The organism is Tahibacter aquaticus (assembly GCF_004363655.1).
Taxonomy (GTDB): Bacteria; Pseudomonadota; Gammaproteobacteria; order Xanthomonadales; family Rhodanobacteraceae; genus Tahibacter; species Tahibacter aquaticus.
Genome location: NZ_SNZH01000002.1, coordinates 466,231 through 485,088 on the forward strand (window position 1 = coordinate 466,231; position 18,858 = coordinate 485,088).

Sequence of the window (18,858 nt, forward strand, 5' to 3'; positions counted from 1 at the left end):
GTTCACTGCCGCGTAGGCAGCTCAGAAAATCTGCGTGGGACACACCGGGCCGGAAGTGAAGTTCACTGCCGCGTAGGCAGCTCAGAAATCAATGCGATACGCGCTGCTGATCCTCCTAAGGTTCACTGCCGCGTAGGCAGCTCAGAAAGGACTGCGCCCAGCCACCGCCGAACGATGCATGTTCACTGCCGCGTAGGCAGCTCAGAAATGTCTCAGATTCCGCGCCGACGCAATCGTCGGGTTCACTGCCGCGTAGGCAGCTCAGAAAACTCTTGGTGACGTTGACGCCCGAGGCCTCAGGTTCACTGCCGCGTAGGCAGCTCAGAAAGCGCCTCGTCGCGCTCGCGCATGTAGCTTTCGGTTCACTGCCGCGTAGGCAGCTCAGAAAATTACGAGTGGAACGCTCTGGCCGGACTGAGCGTTCACTGCCGCGTAGGCAGCTCAGAAAATACGCCAGCCAGTAGCCGGCAGCGCACAGCAGTTCACTGCCGCGTAGGCAGCTCAGAAACAATCGAGCCAGCGCCCGAGACTGACCAGCAGGTTCACTGCCGCGTAGGCAGCTCAGAAATTTGCTTAACCGCACGGTCGCCGTGCTTGCGAGTTCACTGCCGCGTAGGCAGCTCAGAAACGTACTGGTCCCGCGCCCACGGCACGTACGTCGTTCACTGCCGCGTAGGCAGCTCAGAAAGACGACGGTTCACAGGGGCCGCCGGCACAAGGGTTCACTGCCGCGTAGGCAGCTCAGAAAGCCAGGATCTGGACACGCCGCGCCACATTGCCGTTCACTGCCGCGTAGGCAGCTCAGAAAAGCATCTGCCCGATACCCGGCGCGTCTTTGAAGTTCACTGCCGCGTAGGCAGCTCAGAAAAGCCAACGGATCATGGGACAGGCTCCAGCTGCGTTCACTGCCGCGTAGGCAGCTCAGAAAGTACATGGCGAATTGCAAGAGCGGGTACCCTGGTTCACTGCCGCGTAGGCAGCTCAGAAATGCGAACACAGCCCACACGAACCCGTGCCGCGGTTCACTGCCGCGTAGGCAGCTCAGAAATCGACGAGATCCTGCGCCGCTTCCCGCATCAGGTTCACTGCCGCGTAGGCAGCTCAGAAATGTCGGCGTGCATTGGCACGCGTGTGTTCATGGTTCACTGCCGCGTAGGCAGCTCAGAAAACATCATAGTTACGCCAGCGGAAGCACGGTCTGTTCACTGCCGCGTAGGCAGCTCAGAAAATTCAGCCATGCGAGCTGCAAATTCTGCTTCGGTTCACTGCCGCGTAGGCAGCTCAGAAATGGTGACCGACCTGGCCGACAACAGCGACGAAGTTCACTGCCGCGTAGGCAACTCAGAAAACGTCAACGCCCAATGCGGCGGACGCTCCCAAGTTCACTGCCGCGTAGGCAGCTCAGAAAATGAACCGCTGCATTAGCCCGTCCTCGGGCAGGTTCACTGCCGCGTAGGCAGCTCAGAAATTATGGATGAGTAGGCCGGACTGGATCTTGTCGTTCACTGCCGCGTAGGCAGCTCAGAAAATGAAACCGCACCTGCATCGCGTCAACTTCGGGTTCACTGCCGCGTAGGCAGCTCAGAAAACGACGGATAAAGACGGGAGGCGTTATTGGTGGTTCACTGCCGCGTAGGCAGCTCAGAAAAGGGACGGTCAGTGTCAGCGCCGGGCCGACGGGTTCACTGCCGCGTAGGCAGCTCAGAAAATTCGTTCTGCGGCAGATTGCCGGGCTTAAGAGTTCACTGCCGCGTAGGCAGCTCAGAAAACCTCGCCTGTATCGCCGGGCTCTCCGGGCGGGTTCACTGCCGCGTAGGCAGCTCAGAAAATATCGCGTCCGTCACCGGTGGCAGTTGATGCGTTCACTGCCGCGTAGGCAGCTCAGAAAACTGCCTGCGGGAGCACCACAGACCGCCCTGTGTTCACTGCCGCGTAGGCAGCTCAGAAAGAAAGGGCCAGGTAGAACGCGTCGGAAAACTGGTTCACTGCCGCGTAGGCAGCTCAGAAAGATGCGGTCTACGGCGACGCCACCGACACGTGGTTCACTGCCGCGTAGGCAGCTCAGAAATGGCCGCGATGAATCTGGTATCGCGTACGCAGGTTCACTGCCGCGTAGGCAGCTCAGAAAGACAGGAAGGCCGCCCATGGCTGACATGACCGGTTCACTGCCGCGTAGGCAGCTCAGAAAAGCCCGGTTTCCTGGGCTTGGCTGGAGGTCAGGGTTCACTGCCGCGTAGGCAGCTCAGAAACGTCACGCCGCCGAATCGAAGTGCTGGGACGCGTTCACTGCCGCGTAGGCAGCTCAGAAATCGTACAGGCTACCAACCAAGGCCAGGCCATCGTTCACTGCCGCGTAGGCAGCTCAGAAAATGGGTTAGTAGCGCCCGCGTCGCCGCGCTAGGTTCACTGCCGCGTAGGCAGCTCAGAAAGTTTGTGTAACCGTTTCGGTAACGGTTCCGGCGTTCACTGCCGCGTAGGCAGCTCAGAAACGCTGCGTAGCTGGGCGGCCACAGCGCTTGAAGTTCACTGCCGCGTAGGCAGCTCAGAAAATGTATCGCAGGCCAAGGCAGATGAAGCGCTCGTTCACTGCCGCGTAGGCAGCTCAGAAAATCCCGGCGCACGAGATTCAGATACGGGTGTTGTTCACTGCCGCGTAGGCAGCTCAGAAATAGCTACCACGGAGTTCAGCGAATGAGCACGAGTTCACTGCCGCGTAGGCAGCTCAGAAAATTTGCTGGGGCGACCGCCGAGATTCATGCGCGTTCACTGCCGCGTAGGCAGCTCAGAAAACGTCCCAGCGCGGGCAGACCACGGGGTATTCGTTCACTGCCGCGTAGGCAGCTCAGAAATACAATTTCCTTTGGCACGAATCTCTCCGTCTGTTCACTGCCGCGTAGGCAGCTCAGAAAGGCATCGTGACAGAAGCGCGGAAGGGGCTGGAGTTCACTGCCGCGTAGGCAGCTCAGAAAATACGCGATCACGCGGGCAGGCGGACGCATCGGTTCACTGCCGCGTAGGCAGCTCAGAAAACGCCGAGCCTGGCTGTCGGCGCACACACCATGTTCACTGCCGCGTAGGCAGCTCAGAAATGAAACGGGATGAAGTAGCAGCGATTATCCGCGTTCACTGCCGCGTAGGCAGCTCAGAAAGCCGCGCAATGTCGGTAAAGTGGAAACAGACGGTTCACTGCCGCGTAGGCAGCTCAGAAAACTGAAAAAACTCATTGATGCGGGGAGCGGTAGTTCACTGCCGCGTAGGCAGCTCAGAAATTTCTGTTCGGACCAACGAAGCTGGCGTGTTGGTTCACTGCCGCGTAGGCAGCTCAGAAACTCGGCCGGCGGGCTGCTGAACTCGATGAACGGTTCACTGCCGCGTAGGCAGCTCAGAAACATTCGTCCCACTCAAGACGGCCTTTCGTGACGTTCACTGCCGCGTAGGCAGCTCAGAAAAGGTAGTTCGGCCGGTACTTGGCGTAATCCTCGTTCACTGCCGCGTAGGCAGCTCAGAAAAGGCCGGTTCGTACCGCTACGCCGCTACCGTCGTTCACTGCCGCGTAGGCAGCTCAGAAAAATCCTTGCCGCCAGCATTGCTCAGTGAGTCCGTTCACTGCCGCGTAGGCAGCTCAGAAATGACCCGGCTGAACTCCGAGCAGCTCGATCCGAGTTCACTGCCGCGTAGGCAGCTCAGAAATATTCCACAGGCGAGCAAGCCCTTTAGCCGGCGTTCACTGCCGCGTAGGCAGCTCAGAAATCGAACTTCGCGCGGTGCCGCTCGATGATGTTGTTCACTGCCGCGTAGGCAGCTCAGAAAACTCGAAACCCGTCTACGCGCGTTGTCCCGGCGTTCACTGCCGCGTAGGCAGCTCAGAAAATGAAATCGGCATGCGGCTCGCCCTGCTCGTTGTTCACTGCCGCGTAGGCAGCTCAGAAAACGTAGCTCTGCGGCGCTTCCGTGATGCTGTCGTTCACTGCCGCGTAGGCAGCTCAGAAAGTCCAAACTCGCCGCGGCGCTTCCCCCGTCCGGTTCACTGCCGCGTAGGCAGCTCAGAAATTGCTGTCCGTCGGCGCCATGATCCAGTCGTGGTTCACTGCCGCGTAGGCAGCTCAGAAACCGAATACGAGTGGATCCACAAGCGGTCGCCGGTTCACTGCCGCGTAGGCAGCTCAGAAAATGCCAGGCGTGCCGTTGGAATAGCTGACCAGGTTCACTGCCGCGTAGGCAGCTCAGAAATGACTCCACCGTTATGACGGCTTTTATCGTCTGTTCACTGCCGCGTAGGCAGGCAGCTCAGAAATGCAGATGGCGGTTGGCTTCGCGCGGGATCTGGTTCACTGCCGCGTAGGCAGCTCAGAAATGGCCGGGCTGAGTGCAACGCAGATTCAGTACGTTCACTGCCGCGTAGGCAGCTCAGAAAATTACGCGAACGCCCTGCGCAACCTCCGCACGGTTCACTGCCGCGTAGGCAGCTCAGAAAAGCATCCGGGCTATCTGTGCGGGAGGGGCTGAGTTCACTGCCGCGTAGGCAGCTCAGAAATGGTCGGCGTTGCAGGGGGAGGGTGATGGACAGTTCACTGCCGCGTAGGCAGCTCAGAAAAAGCAGCTTCTTCCTCGCTGCTAAGAATCCCGGTTCACTGCCGCGTAGGCAGCTCAGAAAACGGGCACGGTTGCACACCGGCGCCACGAGGAGTTCACTGCCGCGTAGGCAGCTCAGAAATCAGCCGGTTCCGGAGCAGGCGGCTTTGGGAGGTTCACTGCCGCGTAGGCAGCTCAGAAATCGGTGACGGAGTTCGGAAAGCCGGCGTCCGAGTTCACTGCCGCGTAGGCAGCTCAGAAACGATCCGCCTAGGCGTGAAGGCGTGGTTTGCCGGTTCACTGCCGCGTAGGCAGCTCAGAAATACAAACAGGAAATCGAATTCAATCCGCAAGGGTTCACTGCCGCGTAGGCAGCTCAGAAAAGGTCCAGCGCATGCAGGCGGGACATCTCGCGGTTCACTGCCGCGTAGGCAGCTCAGAAATTGTCGATCTGCGCATCGAGCGCCGCAATGTCGTTCACTGCCGCGTAGGCAGCTCAGAAACGCTCGCGACGCGGGTACAGGTCGGCGAAGGTGTTCACTGCCGCGTAGGCAGCTCAGAAAAAGGAAGTGCTCTGTGGCCGCCGCTGAACTCAGTTCACTGCCGCGTAGGCAGCTCAGAAAATTCCGAGAGCCAAACCTTGCGGGCGCGTAGTGTTCACTGCCGCGTAGGCAGCTCAGAAAAACGATCAGCTGCTGATGCGGCAGCTGGGCGGTTCACTGCCGCGTAGGCAGCTCAGAAATCGCGCGGGTCGAACTTGTCGTTGGTCTTGCGGTTCACTGCCGCGTAGGCAGCTCAGAAATCCCTCAACCCATCGCATAGCGGAGTTTCGAGGTTCACTGCCGCGTAGGCAGCTCAGAAAATCTGCGATGCACTCGCGATCACGCCGTCGACGTTCACTGCCGCGTAGGCAGCTCAGAAAGTGCCGAATGTTCGCGCCGACGAGTTCCGCGCCGTTCACTGCCGCGTAGGCAGCTCAGAAAAGAACCAGTTCCGCGCCATCACGGCGCCCTGGGGTTCACTGCCGCGTAGGCAGCTCAGAAATCCGTCACTTTGACGCGGATGCAGCGGTAGCCGTTCACTGCCGCGTAGGCAGCTCAGAAAAACGACCTCACCATCAACATGGCCAATCGTGCGTTCACTGCCGCGTAGGCAGCTCAGAAAATCAGGCCGAACTCAGGAGCGGCCTGCACCTGGTTCACTGCCGCGTAGGCAGCTCAGAAATCTGTGATCAGCGCAAGATCGCGCTGGCTGGTGTTCACTGCCGCGTAGGCAGCTCAGAAATCAGCGCAGGCCATGGCCGGCGTGAAGTACTGGTTCACTGCCGCGTAGGCAGATCAGAAAAGCGAGATCATCAACCGCACGCACTACGACTTGTTCACTGCCGCGTAGGCAGCTCAGAAATCCCCACACACTCCCGCGCCTCGTCGCGCTGCATTCACTGCCGCGCAGGCAGCCCAGAAACCCCAAAACAACTGCGCTACGGCGGCAGAAGTACCTGCCACTGGCGCCAGATTAAAGGCTGAAGCTCACTACTTCTTGCAACTCGCCTCCGCATCGGCCTTGCTCGCATCCGCCGCCCACAGGCAGACAACGCGATCCAGTGCCAGCCCGCTGCGTGAGTTGCTGAAGAACACAATGCCGTCGCGGGATTGCGGGCGCAGGAGGAATTTGGCGCGGAAACCGGCCTGGTTGCGGCCGTCGTGGCCGACGGCGATGCTGCCGTCGCTTTGTTTTTCGATGAAGTGGCCCAGGCCATAGACGGCATCGCCGGCGGCGCCCGCGGTGGTCAGCGCGGCGGGTGTATACATATCGACAACATCCTCGCGGGACAGCAGGCTTTTGCGCTCGCCGTTGGCGGCGGCCATGCTGGCGCGCATCCACAGGGCGAAGTCGTTCACTGTCGTGGTCAGGGTCGATGGGGCTTGTTCGACGTAGTAGCGCATGGGGACGGGGCTGCCGTCGTCGCCATGGCCTTCGGCGGCGCTGGCGATGATCTGCGGTGTCATGGCGATACTGCTGTGTTTCATGCCCAGTGGCTGGAACAGCAGTTCGCGCGCAAGATCGGAATACTGCCGCCGGGTGGTGCGTTCGATGGCGAGCTGCAGCAGGGTGTAGCCGCCGCCGGAATACTGGAATTTGCTGCCGGCCGGCGCGAACAGTTCCACGGCGCCGCGTCCGTTGGTTTTGCCGGCGAGGGATTCTTCCAGCGTCGGCAATTCCTTGTAGTCCAGCCAGCCTTGATAGCCGCCCAGGCTGGTGCCGGCGGTATGCGACAGCAGATGGCGCACGGTGATGGCGCGATGGTCGAAGGTGCTGGCCGCCAGCGGCCAGGGCGAGACGAGGTCGGCGGCGTGCTGGTCGAGCGTGATGGCGCCTTGTTTCGCCAGGCGCAGGGTGACCCAGGCGGCAATGGGCTTGGACAGCGAGGCGGCGACGAAGACCGTGTCGGGCGTCACGGGAATCTTGCCGGCATGGTCGGCAAAGCCGAAACCCTTTGCGTAGACCAGTTCGCCGTCGACGACAAGGCCGACCGCTGCACCTTTGATATTCGCGGTCCGCATGATTTCGGGCACTTCGCTCTCGATTACCCGCGCAAAAGCCGGCGCCGTCGGCGTCTTTCTGTCGGCCAGTGCGGGCGCGCTCGCCGCCATGGCGCCGAGCAAGGCGAATGAAGTCAGCAAGGTGCCCGACCGCAAGGCGCGCTGGGCTGCCGCGGGGACGGGGCGTCCGTGTTCTGCGTTTGGCATGGGTGGTAGCTCTTGGAATATTTCTACAAGGCAACAAAGGGTGCGGCAGGTCGCCGGACCCTGGCGGGATTTGCGCAGGTGGTCGTGGTGAGCCAAGGTCCACGCCGATCGGCGGGGTAGGCGCGGGCTTCGATGCGGCGCTCCGCAGAATGGTTTAAGCGCAGCGTGACGGCAGCCTTGCGCGTGCAGTGCGCTTCGGCAAGCCAACGGCGGGTGCTGCGACAGCGGTGCCGCTACGGCGTGCAGCAGCGACGAACGCTGGCGATTTTGAACTCTGCTGCAGTGCCACCACTCTAGTGCGGCCTGAAATAGGCAAGGAACGAAGCATGCGACTGCGTCATCGGCTGGTGGTGTGGAGCCTGTTCGCCGGGCTGGTCGTGGCGGCCGTCGCCACGGTGGTACAGCCGCGGGTGGTGCCGCTGCCGTCGCAGCCGCCGGCGGTCGATGTGGCCAGGCTGCAGGCCGACGTGAAGCATCTGTCGGTGGACCTGTATCCGCGCAGCTATGACCATTTCGAGAACATCGACCGGGCCGCGCAGTTCATCCGCGACGAATTCGCCAGGACCGGTGGCACGGTGTCGGAACAGCCGGTGGCGGTACAAGGCGTGACGTATCGCAATATCGTGCTGCGTTTCGGTCCGGAACTGGGGCCGCTGCTGGTCATCGGCGCGCACTACGATTCCCACGGCGATGTGCAGCTGGCCCGACGCAATGCCGGTGGCGTCTCGCCCTACACGCATACGCCGGGCGCCGACGACAATGCCAGCGGCACGGCCGGCCTGCTGGAACTGGCGCGGCTGCTGGGCCGCAATCCGCCCCGGCGTCCGGTGGAACTGGTGGCGTATACGCTGGAGGAGCCGCCGTTCTTCCGCACCGAAGACATGGGCAGTGCCTGGCATGCGCGGGCACTCAAGGCCGCTGGCCGCGAGGTCGAGCTGATGCTGTCGCTGGAGATGATCGGCTATTTCAGCGACCAGCCCGGCAGCCAGCACTATCCGGCGCCGGGCATGGCTTCGCTGTATTCGGATCGCGGCGATTTCATCCTGCTTGCCGGCCGAATGGGCGATTTCGGAGCGATACGGCACGTCAAGGCGGTGATGGCCGGCGCCAGCGATCTGCCGGTGCATTCGATCAACGCGCCGCCGCTTCTGCAGGGCATCGATTTTTCCGATCACCTGAACTACTGGCGCGAAGGCTATCCGGCGCTGATGATCACCGACACGGCGTTCATGCGTAATCCGCACTACCATCGCGACAGTGATACGTTTGAAAAACTGGATTATGTGCGCGTGGGCAAGGTGGTGCAGGCGGTTTATGCGCTGACGCACATCTAGGCTGGGGCAAGCGGCAGGCACGCTTCGGCATGGAGATGTCTGCGCAACAAAAGACTCGTGGCGAGGACGTTTTGCCGCTGTCGCTTGTTCGAAGCGGCCTGCCGAAGGAGGTTTCCGCGGGGCGGAGAATTCCTTCGGCAGGGGTTCCTGGCGGGTGTTCCACCTCGATGTTGGGCGGCGCCTGCGACCTAACCCAACCTGCAACCCAGTTTTTTAATGCGCTGCGGCGGTAGTGCCGTCGAAGTCTTCCTGCGGCACGTGCTTGCGTGCCAGCAGCACGTAGACGACCGGTACGACGAACAGGGTCAGCAACGTGCCGAAGCCCATGCCGCCGACGATGACCCAGCCGATCTGGTGGCGCGCCTCGGCACCGGCGCCGGAGGCAATGGCCAGCGGCAGGGCACCCAGCACCATGGCGCCGGTCGTCATCAGGATGGGGCGCAGGCGCAGGCGCGCGGCTTCGAAGGCCGCTTCGGCCTTGCTGCGGCCCTGTTCCTGCAGCTGGTTGGCGAATTCCACGATCATGATGCCGTGCTTGGCGATCAGGCCGACGAGGGTGATCAGGCCGATCTGGGTATAGATGTTCCAGCTGCCGGCCTGGTGGGTGAAGCCGGTCGACGCCACCCAGTTGACGATGACCAGGCAGGCCAGGCCGCCGAAGGCCGCCAGCGGCACGGAGAACAGGATGATGAAGGGATCGATCCAGCTTTCGAACTGCGCCGCCAGCACCAGGTAGATGAACACCAGGGCAAGGGCGAACAGCAGGGCGAAGGCACTGGAAGATTCGCGGAATTCGCGCGACTGGCCGCTGAAGTCGTACTGCGCGTCGGCGGCGACGTCCTTCACCGCAACCGCCAGCCAGTCCAGCGCTTCGCCCATGCTGTAGCCGGGTGCGAGGCCGGCGCTGATGGTGGCCGAGCGCAGGCGGTTGAAGTGGTTCAGTTCCTTCGCCGCGACCGACTCGTTGGCGCTGACCAGGTTGGCCATCTGCACCATGCCGCCGCTGGCGTTGCGCACGTAGATGCTGCTGAGCTGGTCGGGTACGCGGCGGCCTTCGCTGTCCACCTGCACGATGACGTCGTACTGCTCCGAGCCGCGCTTGAAGCGCGTGACCTGGCGGCCGCCGAGCAGGCTTTCCAGGGTGCGGCCGACTTCGTCCACGCTGGCGCCGACGGTGGCCACCTTGTCGCGGTCCATGTCGATCTTGAGCTGCGGCTTGTTGAGTTTCAGGTCGGTGTCGGCATTGGTCAGTTGTGGATTTTCGCGAATTTTCGCCAATAGTCCGTCGCTGATTTTTTCCAGGTCTTCCCAGGTGCCCGTGGTCTGCACGATGAAGGAAATCGGCTGGCCGAAATCGTCGGCGCCCAGCGGCGGTGGCAGTACCGGAAACGCGAGCAGGCCGGGAATGGCCATGAACTGCGGAAACAGCATGCCCTGCAGGGCGCTGGACGGCATGTCGCGTTCGCTCCAGTCCTTCAGGCCGACGAAGCCGATGGTCTGGGTGACCGAGGGAAAGCCGACGATCTGGAAATAGCGGTCGACGCCAGGCAGCTGGGCGAAGGTCGCTTCCATCTGCTTGGCATAGCCGTCGGTGTATTCCGGCGTGGCACCTTCGGGCGCCATGCCGAAGCCGATGACCAGGCCCTGGTCTTCCTGCGGCGCCAGTTCGTTCGGCAGCAGCTTGAGCATGAAGATGCCGAGCAGGCCGGCAAACACCACGGCCGCCGCACCGAGCACGAGTACGCGCTGGCGCATGCTCCATTTCAGCCCGCGTTCGTAGCCGTGCTGCAGGCCGTTGAGTACTTTCTCGCCGAATTCATAGGCCTTGCCGTGCTTTTCGCTGTGCTTGAGCAGGCGCGAGCACATCATCGGCGACAGGGTCAGCGCGGTGAAGCCGGACACGATCACCGCGCCCGCCAGGGTCAGCGCGAACTCGATGAACAGGCGCCCGGTGCGGCCGGTGGAGAAAGCCAGCGGCACGTAGACGGCGGCCAGGGTCAGGGTCATCGCGACAATGGCGAAGCCGATTTCCTTCGAGCCTTTCAGCGCCGCCTGCATCGGCGGCATGCCTTGCTCGATATGCCGGTAGATGTTCTCCAGCATCACGATGGCATCGTCCACCACCAGGCCGATGGCAAGCACCATGGCGAGCAGGGTCAGCGTGTTGATGGAGAAGCCGAACATGTACATCACCGCGAATGCGCCGATCAGCGACACCGGAATGGTGACGATGGGAATCAGCGTGGCGCGGCCCGAGCGCAGGAACAGGAAGATCACGATGACGACCAGCACCATCGCCTCGGCGATGGTGGTATAGACCTCGCCGATCGAGCGCTCGATGAAAATGGTGGAATCGTACGCAATTTCCACTTTCATGCCGGCCGGCAGGGTGCGGGTGATTTCCGGCAGCAGTTTCTGCAGCCCTTCGGAAATGGCCAGCGGGTTGGCGGTGGCCTGCTTGACCACGCCCAGCGGTACGGCGTTGCGGCCGTTGTAGCGGGCGCGGAAGCGGGCCTGGTCGGCACCCAGTTCCACCCGGGCCACGTCGCTGATGCGCACGGCGTAGCCGTCGGCGCCGCTGCGCAGCACGATGGCGCCGAACTGCTCCGGCGTCTTCAGGTCGGTTTCCGACAGCACCGAGAATTCGCGCTGGGTGCTTTCGATGCGGCCGGCGGGAATTTCCACGTTCTGCCGGCGCAGCGCGGCTTCCACATCGGCCGGGGTCATGGAGTACGCGGCCAGGCGCGCCGGGTCCAGCCACACGCGCATGGCGTACTTGTTGCCGTAGACCTGGGCCTGGGCCACGCCGGCGATGTTCTGTACGCGGTCCTTGACCAGGCGCTCGGCCACGTCGGCGATTTCCAGTTCCGAGTGCCGGTCTGAAGAGAACGCCAGGTAGATGATGGGCTGGGCGTCGGCTTCCTGCTTCTGCACCACCGGTTCGCGCGCTTCCTGTGGCAGGAAATCGCGCGCCAGGGCAACGCGGTCGCGCACATCGGCGGCGGCGGAGTCGGGATCGCGGTCGAGGCGGAAACGCACGGTGATCTGCGAGGATTCCTCGCGCGAGACCGAGCCGATGTAGTCGATGCCCTCGATGCCGGAGAGCTGTTCCTCGATCGGCGTGGTGATCTGCGACTCGACTACCTGGGCGCTGGCGCCGGGATAGGTCGTGGCCACGGTGACCACGGGCGTGTCGACCTTGGGAATCAGGCGCACGGCGAGGCGGTCGTAGCAGATGAAGCCGACCAGCAGGATGACCAGGTTCACCACCGTGGCGAATACCGGCCGGTGGATGGAAATATCGGACAAGACCATGGCTGTCTCCCGTCAGTGCGCCGGCGCGGCGGGTTGCTGTGCCGCGGGCTTCGCGCCCTGGACCTGTACCTTGGCGCCGGGGCCTATCTTCATCTGGCCGGCGCTGATGACCTCGTCGTCGGCGCCGATGCCGCTGATGATTTCGACCAGGCCGGGTTTGCGCTGGCCGGTGGTGACTTCCACCAGTTCCGCTTTTCCATCTTTGATGATGTAGACATTTTGCTTGCCGCCCTGCGGCCACAGCGCCTGTTCGGGCACCAGCAGCGCGTTCTCGCGCGAACCCAGCACCAGGCTGACACGGGCGAACTGGCCGGGGAACAGCTTGCCGTCGGCATTCGGTACGCGGGCACGCAAGGTGACCGAGCGCGTGGCGAGGTCGACCTGCGGGGCGACCGCATAGACTTCGCCTTCGGAGAACACGTTCGGCCGGGTGTCCTGCCGGTCGCGCTGGGCATCGATGCTGACGGCGATCTTCTGGCCCGGCCGGAAGCGGCCCAGGTAGACCTCGGGCAGGCTGAAATCGAGCTTGAGCGTATCGGTGGCGACCAGGTCGACCAGGGCATCGCCGATGTTGACGTATTCGCCCGGGCTGACCTTGCGCAGGCCGGCGGTGCCGGCAAACGGCGCGCGCAGGTCGGTCTTGCCCAGGCGCGTGCGGCTGGAGGCGAGCTTGGCTTCGTCCACCTTGGACTGGGCGCGCTTGGTGTCGACATCGGCCGGTGCGATCAGTTTGCGTCCGGCCAGGTCCTGCGCGCGCTTGAGCTCGCGTCCGCTGTTGGCGGCATTGGCTTCGGCTTCGGCTACGTCAGCCTGTACCAGGCTGGCATCGAGGCGGAACAGCGGCGCACCCTTGGCCACTTTCTGGCCTTCCTCGAACAGCACGGCCTCGACCCGGCCGGCCAGTTCCGGCCGCACGGTGATGGCTTCGTCGGCGCGCAAGGTGCCGACGGCCGACAGTGTCTCGCTGACTGCTTCGACCTTGGGCCTGGCTGCCTCGACGATGGTCGGCGGCATTTCGCCGCCGGGCGGGCCCTGGGTATGCGCGGTGGTGCTCAGGCCGATTGCGATGGCAGCGGACAGCGCCAGCAGCGACAGGGAATGACGGACAGGGTTTTGGGTGCGCAGCATTCGATGCTCCGGCGAGTTGAAATCTTCCGTGGTGGCGTCCCCGAGACGCCAATGGGTGCAGCAGACAGTGATGCCGCAGTCTCGCTGCTTAGGCGGGTTTCTGCGCATGCCAGAAGTCGTGCGTTGTGGCCTTGTGGAAGCACGCACAGCGCACGTTTCTGCTGCGCGAGCAATGAAAACATCAAAAAATTCAAGTGCACGTTTTTGCCCGCACGGGGCGTTGGCAAACGCTGCCGGCAGGCATCGACGTTCAGTTTCGTGGAGGTGGACATCGGCGTCCTGTCTGCATGCCTGGCGGCGTTGCTGTGCGGCGGCGCTGCGTCGCGGCCAACACCGCTCAAGCGCGGAATACGGGTTGGTGTGCGGTGGCGCCATCTGCCTGACGGTCTATCACGCCGGCAGCCGGTTTGCTTATTCCCGCTTGCTCAATGGCCGGCCAGTGCCTGCAGTGCTGCCACGGCCGGTGCCAGTGCCGCGTGCGGCGGCTGCGCCGCGCCGCCGTGCGTCAGCAAGCCCAGGCAGGGCGCCGGCATCAGCGCGTGCAAGGTGTCGATGTTTTCCTGCTGCAGGGGCTGCTGCGCATCGATCGCATTGCCGATCCAGCCGAGCAGGTGGCAGCCGTCGGCGGCGATGGCGCGGGCGCTGAGCAGGGCATGGTTGATGCAGCCCAGGCGCAGGCCGACGACGAGGATGACCGGCAGCTCCAGCGTCTGCGCAATGGCGGCCTGCATCAGCTGCGGCCCCAGGGGCACGGCCCAGCCGCCGGCGCCTTCGACCACAACCACATCGGCATTCGTACACAAGGCGGCATGGCAGGCGCGGATGCGCCCGATGTCGATGCGCACGCCGCTGTGCGCCGCGGCCAGGTGCGGCGCAACGGCGTCGCGCAGCGCGTAGGGATTGCAGACGGCATAGTCGGGCGCGGCATGGCTGGCGCCGATCAGGGCCAGTGCGTCGCTGTTGCGCAGCGCGCCGTCGATTTCCTCGCATCCGCTGGCGACCGGCTTCATGCCCACCGCGCGCAGGCCGGTGTGGTTGAGTGCGCGCAACAGGGCGACGCTGGCCCAGGTCTTGCCCACTTCGGTATCGGTGCCGCTGATGAAGACGCTGACGCTCATGCGGGGTCCTGCCGTGGCCGGCGGCGATTATCGCTGTTGCACTGGCCGGCGGTGCATGGCACAGGAAATCGGCGCGGATGCGCCGTCTTTTCGCGCCGGGTCTGGATGCTTGCCGTCGGCGCACGCGGGCGGCGGGCACGGCCCTGACTGCGGCGCGCTGCCGGATGACACGCGCTGCCGGCGATGACGCGGGCGTGTTCGTTGGGCGCGGCCCGCTTCGTTCTGATCGACAGCGGGCCTGGTAGGGATTTGGCGGTCGCCTGCGTCAAGGTACACACTGCGCGCCGGGATTTCCCCGCTGCACCAAGGAGCTGCAATGGAAGAGCAAAACCCGTATCGCAATCCCACCCGCCAGGTCGCCGATGTCATTGCCGACGGCGATTCGCTGGCCCTGGCCGACCGCGGTACTCGCCTGGGGGCGGCCATTCTCGATGGCCTGCTGATGCTGGCGATCAATCTGCCGGTGATGTGGTTCGGCGGCTATCTGAGCACGGTGATGGCGGCCTCGCAGGCGGGCTTGCGGCCGCCCTTCGGCCTGATGCTGCTGTGGACGCTGATCGGTTTCGTGCTGTTCCTGCTGGTGCAGGGCATGCCGCTGAACCAGACCGGCCAGACCTGGGGCAAGCGCCTGCTGAAAATCCGCATCGTCGATCTCAACGGCGACAAGCCGGCGTTTGCGAGACTGATCGCGCTGCGTTATCTGCCGGTGAGTCTGGCCAGCCTGGTTCCGATCATCGGCCCGCTGTTCGGCATCATCGACGCGTTGTTCATCTTCCGCGCCGATCGCCGCTGCCTGCATGACCTGATCGCTGGCACGCGGGTCGTCAACGCGCGCTGAGCCCTGCGCGGACCGGGCGGGGCGGACGTCGGCTACACTAGGCGTCTGCCCTTGTCCGGATCCGCCCATGTTCGACGCTGTCGCCATCGAAGCCAGCAACAAGACCGAGCTCTACGATGGCCTGGCCGAACAACTGCGTGGTCTGCTGCACGGCGAGCGCGACCGCATCGCCAACGCGGCGAATTTCTCCGCCCTGGTGTTCAACGCCCTCGATGGCGTGAACTGGAGCGGTTTCTATTTCTACGATGGCCACGAACTCGTGGTCGGCCCGTTCCAGGGCAAGCCGGCCTGTGTGCGCATCGCGCTGGGCAAGGGCGTCTGTGGCACCGCCGCTGCAACGCGCGAGACCCAGGTCGTCGCCGATGTACATGCCTTTCCGGGCCATATCGCCTGCGATGCGGCCTCGCGCTCGGAAATCGTCGTGCCCTTGTTCGATGCTGGCGGCCGGCTGGTCGGCGTCTGGGACGTGGACAGTCCGCTACCGGGCCGCTTCGATGAGGAGGATCGCGTCGGCATGGAAAAACTCTGCGCGATTTTCCTGGCCTCGCTCTGAGGCCGTAGCGCACACCGATTCACGCCGGGCAAGCCCGGCACCGACACAGGGGTTGGGGAAGTACATGGCGAGCAACGACAAAATCCGTAACGTCGGCCCGAAATCCGCTGCCTGGCTGCGCCAGGTCGGCGTGCGCACCATCGAGGACTTGCGTGCGGTCGGCGTCATCGAAACCTTTCTGAAGGTCAAGCGTGCCGGCTTCCGGCCCAGCCTGAACCTGCTCTATGCAATGCAGGGCGCGCTGGACGATTGCCATTGGGCCGACCTGCCCGATACCACCAAGGCCGGCCTGGTACAGGCCGCTGAACTGGCCGAGAAAGACAACCCGATCAAGAACCGCTGGGAAAAGGCCGCGGCGCGCAGTGCGGCGCGCGACGGCACGTCCTCGGCCGATGGTGGCGACGAGGCGGCCCGCGACGAAGGCGATGGCTTCGGCGACGGCGACAGCGGCGTGCGCGAGATCACCGGCACCACGCGCGATTTCGATTGATACATGCGGCGGGCGCCGGGTGCGCCCGCCGCTGCGTTTGCGCCACGCCTTACGCGTTGCTGCGCTCGCGCACCTCGGCGAAGGTCCAGTCCTTGAGCAGTTCGCCGTTCTCCCACACCGTGAGCATGGCGTGCTGCCAGCCGGGTTCGGGCACGTGGTCTTCGATGCGTTCCAGCGTGTCGTCCACCGGCACGGTGCGCCAGCTGCCGAATTCGCGGTGATGCAGCAGGGCCAGGCGGCCGCGCTTGGACTGCTTGCCCGGGTCGGTGACCGGCGCCTTGAACACGTCGATCCAGCGGCCGTCGATCTTCGCCGCCGAACATTTCAGGGCGAACTTCTGCGTGTCGCGGTTGATGCCCTGCAATAGCGCGCCGCCCATGCCGAAGGTGAGGTTTTCCGCGCTGTAGCCGGCCTTGGTCACGCGTTCCAGGATGGCGCGGATGCTGTTGGGGTTGATGCCGTCGCCCTGGATCACGCGCACATGCCTGAGCACCTTGTAGCCCTTGCCGTTGAGCGTGTGGCCGAAGGCCTGGTCGAGCAGCACCAGGCATTGATGCACCACGTCGACGGGTTCGCCCGAATCGGGCCGCACCACTACGGTGGCGCCGCTGGCGATGACTTCCTCGCGCAGGGCCTTGCCCCACAGCTCGCGGATGGCGTGGTAGATGTCGTAGCTGTCCGACACCACGGCGACGATGGCGCCGGGCTTGCCGAACTGGCGCAGCATGTTGCGGTAGGCGTCGACCTCGTGCTCGCGGCCCCAGCTGGTGATGGTCGAGTGCTCGGCGGCAGGAATCGAATAGCCGGCCATGGGCTCGTGGTAATACGCCTTGGCGGTCAGCACGCCGGCTACCGTATCGGTGCCGAAGAAATTCACCAGATGCGAAGCGGCGCCGAGGCCGGCCGATTCGGCGCTGGATACGCCGCGCGCGCCGAAGTCGTGCAGCTTGAAGCCGATCTGCGCGGCCGGATCGTCGCAGGACTGGTCGAGGTAATAGCGGATCGTCTGCTTCAGGTGCCAGCTCTGCGTGGCCACCGTCACCGGATACCACAGGCGCAGCAGCAGGGTTTCCAGATACGACGGCAGCCAGTAGCAGTCGTCGTCGGTCGACTCGATCGTGACCAGTGCCTGGTGTGTCGGCACCACGCTGCCTTCGGGCACGGCGCGGATGCGGATCGGCAGGCGCCCGCCGTGCACATCGACGATGCGGCGCCAGCCGGCGTCGTTGAACGGCTCGCCGTGTGCGGCGAAGAAATCGCGCGCCTCGTCCACGTCGGCATGGCTGACCGGCCGCGTCAGGTATTCCTTGAGGATGGCCTGCAGGCCAAAGAACAGCGTGCGTTCGTAGACGCCGCCGCGCGATTCCACATAGAAGAACGACGCTTGCGTACCGGGCGGGTACTGCAGCCAATGGCTGGCCTTGTAGCTGTCGGTATTGAGGACCAGGTTTTCCAGGTGACGCATACGGAATCTCCTTCCGCAGATTGGCGCAGGCGGTCTGTCCGGCTGCGGCGCGAGGCTACGTTCGCGCGACGTGTACAGCCTTCAGCTCATGCCGAGGAAGTGCTGCAGGATATGGCAATGATCGTCGTAGAACTGCTCTTCCAGGTTCAGCGCGTCGACGATGGGAATCCACTGCGCCTTGGCCGCATCGTCGGCGCCGCGCACCGGCGGCAGCTCGCCGCTGACGAATTCGAAATGGTAGGCGTGGGTGATGGTGCGGCCGCGCTGCGAACGATCCGGATGATCGAAGACGCGCTGGCCCTTGAGCGAACCCTTCAGCACCGGCGCGGGAATCTTCAGCCGGGTTTCCTCGCGCAGTTCGCGCAGGCAGGCGTCGATCAGCATTTCGTTCTGGTCGAGAAAGCCGCCAGGCAGCGCCCACAGGCCCTTGCCGGGCTCCGCGCCGCGGCGCACCAGCAGCACATGGCCGCTGTGCACCACCACGGCGTCGACAGTGACGAAAGTAGGCGGGTAGGGCGCGTTTTCCCAGGCCTTGCGGTAGTTGCGCAGGAAGGTGAACTCGCGTGCCAGCTGGGCATAACCCGGCGTGCGGCGGAACGCTTCCAGCATGGCGGCAACCGGCGCGGGCACGTTGGCCTTGATCAGCAGCTGGCCGCCTTCGTCGGCGCTGAACAGGTGTTCGCGGATTTCGGTTGCCGACAATACTTCGCAATGTTGCACATTGCATAATTCCCATTGCGGGAATTCGCGCAGGTAGTAGCTCGATGCGTCCTTGTCGCGGCCGATCAGGCCGACGCGGGCTTCGCCGCTGCCGCCGTCGGCGGCGATGGCCGCGGCGACCTGGCGCTGCACAGCGCCGATCCAGGCGGCTTCATTGTAGAGATGATCGGAAAGCGGCTGGATCAGCAGCCGCTCGCTGTCGGCGCCGGCGGCGGCGCGAATCATCACTTCGCGCTCGTTCGCATTCCAGGGGTTGCGGGTGCTACGGGGTTTGCCGGCCGAACCGATCAGGACGATGACTTTGTCGGCGAGGACCAGGGCGTGGCGCAGTACAGCGAGATGGCCGTTATGCAGTGGTTCGAAACGGCCGATGAAAACGAGGTAGTCGTGGCGCATGAGGTTCCCTCAGCTGGGTTTGCGCTTTGCTGGCGGTCTGTCCGGGCGGGGCGCGGGAGTTATGCTACTTGGGAGCATAAGTGTCTGCAATAGGGGATTGCGGGTTTTGTTGGGTGCCTGCCTGCTACAACCGGATTTGTGCGGTGATCCCAACATGTGGAGTCGGCCCGACGTGTGCG

10 protein-coding genes and 2 CRISPR repeat arrays (1 of these 12 only partly in view) are annotated in these 18,858 nt (G+C 63.9%); of the genes, 4 read left to right on the plus strand and 6 right to left on the minus strand.

Features of this window, described 5'->3' with window-relative positions; translation table 11 throughout:
• A CRISPR array of direct repeats spans positions 1-4,231; the repeat unit is 28 nt; unit sequence GTTCACTGCCGCGTAGGCAGCTCAGAAA (it extends 661 nt beyond the left edge of the window).
• 95 nt (positions 4,232-4,326) lie between these two features.
• A CRISPR array of direct repeats spans positions 4,327-6,036; the repeat unit is 28 nt; unit sequence GTTCACTGCCGCGTAGGCAGCTCAGAAA.
• A 68-nt stretch (positions 6,037-6,104) separates the two neighbouring features.
• Positions 6,105-7,322 (minus strand): serine hydrolase domain-containing protein, encoded by a 1,218-nt coding sequence (locus DFR29_RS04825; RefSeq protein ID WP_243745956.1) that lies wholly within the window; start codon positions 7,320-7,322, stop codon positions 6,105-6,107.
• Between the two features lie 326 nt (positions 7,323-7,648).
• On the opposite strand from DFR29_RS04825, the gene DFR29_RS04830 reads away from it, so the two are divergent.
• The gene (locus DFR29_RS04830) at positions 7,649-8,656 is read left to right on the plus strand and encodes a M28 family peptidase (protein ID WP_133817431.1); all 1,008 of its coding nucleotides are present in this window, start codon (positions 7,649-7,651) and stop codon (positions 8,654-8,656) included.
• Positions 8,657-8,869: 213 nt separating this feature from the next.
• Here DFR29_RS04830 and DFR29_RS04835 read toward each other — a convergent pair whose 3' ends face one another.
• The 3 genes from DFR29_RS04835 to bioD form a co-directional block, all read right to left on the minus strand.
• Positions 8,870-11,971 carry an efflux RND transporter permease subunit gene (locus tag DFR29_RS04835; RefSeq protein ID WP_133817432.1) on the minus strand — a complete coding sequence of 1,034 codons (3,102 nt, stop codon included), beginning with the start codon at positions 11,969-11,971 and terminating at the stop codon, positions 8,870-8,872.
• A 12-nt stretch (positions 11,972-11,983) separates the two neighbouring features.
• Positions 11,984-13,099, minus strand: a complete 1,116-nt coding sequence (locus tag DFR29_RS04840) for an efflux RND transporter periplasmic adaptor subunit (RefSeq protein WP_166653877.1) — start codon at positions 13,097-13,099, stop codon at positions 11,984-11,986.
• A 425-nt stretch (positions 13,100-13,524) separates the two neighbouring features.
• Positions 13,525-14,217: a dethiobiotin synthase gene (gene bioD, locus DFR29_RS04845; protein ID WP_133817434.1), complete on the minus strand. Its 693-nt coding sequence runs from the start codon at positions 14,215-14,217 to the stop codon at positions 13,525-13,527.
• A 316-nt stretch (positions 14,218-14,533) separates the two neighbouring features.
• On the opposite strand from bioD, the gene DFR29_RS04850 reads away from it, so the two are divergent.
• The 3 genes from DFR29_RS04850 to DFR29_RS04860 all read left to right on the plus strand — a co-directional run bounded on the left by DFR29_RS04850 (position 14,534) and on the right by DFR29_RS04860 (position 16,098).
• Positions 14,534-15,055, plus strand: coding sequence for an RDD family protein (locus DFR29_RS04850; protein ID WP_133817435.1), 522 nt, complete (start codon positions 14,534-14,536; stop codon positions 15,053-15,055).
• Between the two features lie 67 nt (positions 15,056-15,122).
• On the plus strand, positions 15,123-15,608 hold the full coding sequence (locus tag DFR29_RS04855; RefSeq protein WP_133817436.1) for a GAF domain-containing protein: 486 nt from the start codon (positions 15,123-15,125) through the stop codon (positions 15,606-15,608).
• Between the two features lie 64 nt (positions 15,609-15,672).
• Positions 15,673-16,098 carry a TfoX/Sxy family protein gene (locus DFR29_RS04860; protein WP_133817437.1) on the plus strand — a complete coding sequence of 142 codons (426 nt, stop codon included), beginning with the start codon at positions 15,673-15,675 and terminating at the stop codon, positions 16,096-16,098.
• 49 nt (positions 16,099-16,147) lie between these two features.
• On the opposite strand, the gene DFR29_RS04865 is transcribed toward DFR29_RS04860, so the two are convergent.
• Both DFR29_RS04865 and DFR29_RS04870 read right to left on the minus strand, forming a co-directional pair.
• Positions 16,148-17,563, minus strand: coding sequence for a nicotinate phosphoribosyltransferase (locus DFR29_RS04865; protein WP_133817438.1), 1,416 nt, complete (start codon positions 17,561-17,563; stop codon positions 16,148-16,150).
• 81 nt (positions 17,564-17,644) lie between these two features.
• Positions 17,645-18,679 (minus strand): bifunctional nicotinamide-nucleotide adenylyltransferase/Nudix hydroxylase, encoded by a 1,035-nt coding sequence (locus DFR29_RS04870; protein WP_133817439.1) that lies wholly within the window; start codon positions 18,677-18,679, stop codon positions 17,645-17,647.
• Between the last annotated feature and the right edge of the window lie 179 nt (positions 18,680-18,858).

Coding starts and splice junctions, on each gene's coding strand:
- DFR29_RS04825 (WP_243745956.1), bottom strand. CDS start 7,322: ATGCCAAACGCAGAACACGGACGCCCCGTCCCCGCGGCAGCCCAGCGC.
- DFR29_RS04830 (WP_133817431.1), top strand. CDS start 7,649: ATGCGACTGCGTCATCGGCTGGTGGTGTGGAGCCTGTTCGCCGGGCTG.
- DFR29_RS04835 (WP_133817432.1), bottom strand. CDS start 11,971: ATGGTCTTGTCCGATATTTCCATCCACCGGCCGGTATTCGCCACGGTG.
- DFR29_RS04840 (WP_166653877.1), bottom strand. CDS start 13,099: ATGCTGCGCACCCAAAACCCTGTCCGTCATTCCCTGTCGCTGCTGGCG.
- bioD (WP_133817434.1), bottom strand. CDS start 14,217: ATGAGCGTCAGCGTCTTCATCAGCGGCACCGATACCGAAGTGGGCAAG.
- DFR29_RS04850 (WP_133817435.1), top strand. CDS start 14,534: ATGGAAGAGCAAAACCCGTATCGCAATCCCACCCGCCAGGTCGCCGAT.
- DFR29_RS04855 (WP_133817436.1), top strand. CDS start 15,123: ATGTTCGACGCTGTCGCCATCGAAGCCAGCAACAAGACCGAGCTCTAC.
- DFR29_RS04860 (WP_133817437.1), top strand. CDS start 15,673: ATGGCGAGCAACGACAAAATCCGTAACGTCGGCCCGAAATCCGCTGCC.
- DFR29_RS04865 (WP_133817438.1), bottom strand. CDS start 17,563: ATGCGTCACCTGGAAAACCTGGTCCTCAATACCGACAGCTACAAGGCC.
- DFR29_RS04870 (WP_133817439.1), bottom strand. CDS start 18,679: ATGCGCCACGACTACCTCGTTTTCATCGGCCGTTTCGAACCACTGCAT.